Raw genomic sequence first — 2,835 nt, 5'->3', positions numbered from 1 at the left:
CGCAGGGTCGCGCGGGCCGGACGCCTCCCCCTCGGGAGGCCCGCAATACGCCGCTCACGCGTCGAGATTTGCGGCACCTCCCGGGCGCCGGCCCACTCCAGTCCCACCCGACCCACAGTCAATAGCTCCGCCCGATTCTCAGCCTAATCCTCCGCCCCATTCGGCCTGTCGCCCACCCCCCGAGGCGCTTTGCGCCTGGGCGACAAGGCCGGCGACTAAAGGTCGCAAGAGCACAGCCCATCCACCGCCCCATTTTCGGAAGTTCGTCCTCGGCGCGCCCCAGTTCGACGCCAACGGAGGCGCAACGAGCTCCGTCGAGTTGCAGTCCTCCGCCTGCCAGGGCGTCGGACTGCGCGACTCTTCGAGTCGCAAGAGCTCAGCCCAATCCACGCCCCAATTCTCGGCCCCGTGTCCGCCTCACTGCGGCTCCGCTTTCGCTCCGCCACCTTCGGGCACTCCGAAATAGGCCGCCTATATCCTGTTCTTTCCCCGCGCGCTGGCGGAAATCTTATCCAAACGCATACTTCGCGTTTGGATGATTTCCTACTTCAGCGGTCGCGCGCGGGTCGAGCTTCGACTGCCCTCGGGCCGGGCAGGCCCCGCGTGCCCGCGGTGGGCAAATGGCTGGAGTAGCCCAACTCTTCGAACTATTCTCTGTCCGCGCGCCTTGGGAAATCCTGTTCAAACACGACTGCGTGTTTGAACGATTTCCCTTTTTAAGGCGTGGCGCGCGACAAGCTTTGAACTGGATAAGACTGCACTCGGGCCGCGCGGGCCCCACGTCCCGTGGACGGGCGAAACTACGTTTCGCTGCGGCAGCCTCAGCCCAATTTCCTCGTCTTGTTCTTCGTCCGCGCGCCTCACGCTCCGCAAGACTCAGGCTGCGTCTACCCGAAAATCCAAACACATACACTGCACAAACGCCCCTCACCGCCCCGCCGTCGCCCTGCCGATCGCCTCCGCCTCCGTCAGTCCCGCCACCAATTTTCGGAACTCCTCCCGTCCATGCCCCGCCTCCAGCGCGCTCCACCGATAGAGGATATTCAGCCGAATCAGGTAATCCATCACCCTCCCCACTCCGAAATAGTCGTGCTCCGCCAAATCGTCCGCCATCCTCACCCGCAAGGCATCCATTTTACGCTCCCTCTCGACGAAGTCCTCCGTGTCGAGCACCTGCAGCACCTCCTCCGTGTACGGGAACCGATCCCGCATGCCGAAATCCTGTGCCTGTCCGGTGACATAAGCCTCCCTGAGCTCCGGATCTTCCTCCACGATCATCCTCGCCCTGATCTCCTCCGGCCAGCCCAGCTGCTTGGCCTTGTGTGCCGCCACGATATTGCGCACCGTCCGGTCATACTCCGCCCACCGCCGCAAGAACTCCGGCAACCGCGCCACGAGCCCGATCCATCCGCCCCCATCCGCCGCCCCCTCGCAGACCCGATAGAAGTTCAGGAACAACTCTTTTTCGAGGTCATCCACGCTCAGCGGCGCCAGCTCTCCCCCCTCTTCCTGCGCCCCGCCCCGGAAGCGTTCGACCACCGCTCTGACCGCCCCCGGCACCGCCAGCTCCGCTTCTCTGGCCGCCAGTTCTTCCGGCAGCATCGTACCCTCCGCCTCTCCCTCGACCGTCCGGTCCACCAGCAGCGCCACCTCTTTGTGCGAGAGATTCCCCAACACGTTGAACGGCAGCCCCGTCCGCTTCACATACCCCACGATGTTCAGAATATCGTAATACGTGTACAAGAGCTCGACCGCCCGCCTGTCAGCCGACGATAATTCCGTGATTATCATCCGCTTGATTTCGGGCACATCGATTTTCAGCCCCCCCGCCGCAGCCGCCTCGATGTCGAACGGATACTCCGTGAGCCCCGCCACCAAATAATAATATTTCATAATCGCCTGAATCTAAGAACACCACCCTTTCATTTCTTTATTCTCTACTTCTGCTCGCCGCCGAAAAGCAGTCCGGCTACCTTCGGCCGCAAGTAGGAGCGGAACAAAGCGTCGAAATCGGCATCCGAGAAGCCGATGTAATATCCCCCCTCCCTGACAGCGATCCGGAACGGCACCCTGACCTTGGCATCCGTCCAGACCTCGATACCGTTTTCCGCCCCGAAGCGTTCGGCCAGCGCATTCCGCATCGCCTCGACCATCTCTCCCCCCTGCGCCTCCGGCAGCACGACCGCGAGTCCCTGCGCCGGATCCATCCGTGCCACCGCCTGTAAGGCGAGTTCCCGGATAAACGAGGCATCTCTCCACGCCTCGGCCACCTTGGGCGTCACGACCTCCATCTGCACCATCCCTTCGATCTGCTGTCTGAGTGCGCTTTTGAGCTGTCCGGCAGCCATCCGCACTTCGTTTTCGGCATTCGTAACGAGTTGCTGCGCCTCTTTTTTCGCCTGTTCGATCATCGCCTGAGCCTTCTCCTTCGCCTCGTCCACGATCCGTTCCGCCTCTTTTTTGGCCTCCGCCCGCATCGCCTCGGCCTCCGTCCGCCCTTTCGAGAGTCCCTCGTTGTAGAGTTTTTCGGTGAGTTCCTGCAATTTGTTTTCCATGATCCGTGATCTTATGATGCGTTTTCTTATTTTATTTGTTTGTGTTCCGATCGTCCCCGCCCCGGGCTACCGCGGCCCCAATACAGCCGGCGCATTAAATCTCGTCGGCGGCAACGGTTTCAGTTGGTCATCGGCTACAACCGATAAAATTAGCAGTCCGTTTTTACGTTTTACAACGACTACCCTCGATCCTTGCTATGCAGATCACCGTTCCTTCGGTGTTCCGTTGCGTTGCCTCTCGGAATAAACGGTGCGTGTCGCACTCACAATTGGCCGGGTC

3 protein-coding genes are annotated in these 2,835 nt (G+C 61.2%); 1 reads left to right on the top strand and 2 read right to left on the bottom strand.

Annotated features, from left to right (window positions below; all coding sequences use genetic code 11):
- Positions 1–927: 927 nt before the first annotated feature.
- A complete protein-coding gene (locus QZ292_RS10190; protein ID WP_294601206.1) occupies positions 928–1,893 on the bottom strand; it encodes a DUF2764 family protein in 966 nt (321 codons plus the stop codon).
- Positions 1,894–1,937: 44 nt separating this feature from the next.
- The gene (locus QZ292_RS10185) at positions 1,938–2,555 is read right to left on the bottom strand and encodes a hypothetical protein (protein WP_294601204.1); all 618 of its coding nucleotides are present in this window, start codon (positions 2,553–2,555) and stop codon (positions 1,938–1,940) included.
- On the opposite strand from QZ292_RS10185, the gene QZ292_RS10180 reads away from it, so the two are divergent.
- Positions 2,554–2,802, top strand: coding sequence for a hypothetical protein (locus QZ292_RS10180; protein WP_294601202.1), 249 nt, complete (start codon positions 2,554–2,556; stop codon positions 2,800–2,802). The genes QZ292_RS10185 and QZ292_RS10180 overlap by 2 nt on opposite strands.
- Positions 2,803–2,835: the final 33 nt, after the last annotated feature.

Source organism: uncultured Rikenella sp. (assembly GCF_910577125.1).
Classification (GTDB): domain Bacteria; phylum Bacteroidota; class Bacteroidia; order Bacteroidales; family Rikenellaceae; genus Rikenella.
Note: the sequence above shows the minus strand (reverse complement) of the source record. Positions and strands in the feature narration are given on the sequence as shown.

Bases quoted from the DNA above. Each gene is read 5' to 3' on its own strand.
- QZ292_RS10185 (WP_294601204.1), bottom strand. From the start codon at position 2,555: ATGGAAAACAAATTGCAGGAACTCACCGAAAAACTCTACAACGAGGGA.
- QZ292_RS10180 (WP_294601202.1), top strand. From the start codon at position 2,554: ATGATCCGTGATCTTATGATGCGTTTTCTTATTTTATTTGTTTGTGTT.
- QZ292_RS10190 (WP_294601206.1), bottom strand. From the start codon at position 1,893: ATGAAATATTATTATTTGGTGGCGGGGCTCACGGAGTATCCGTTCGAC.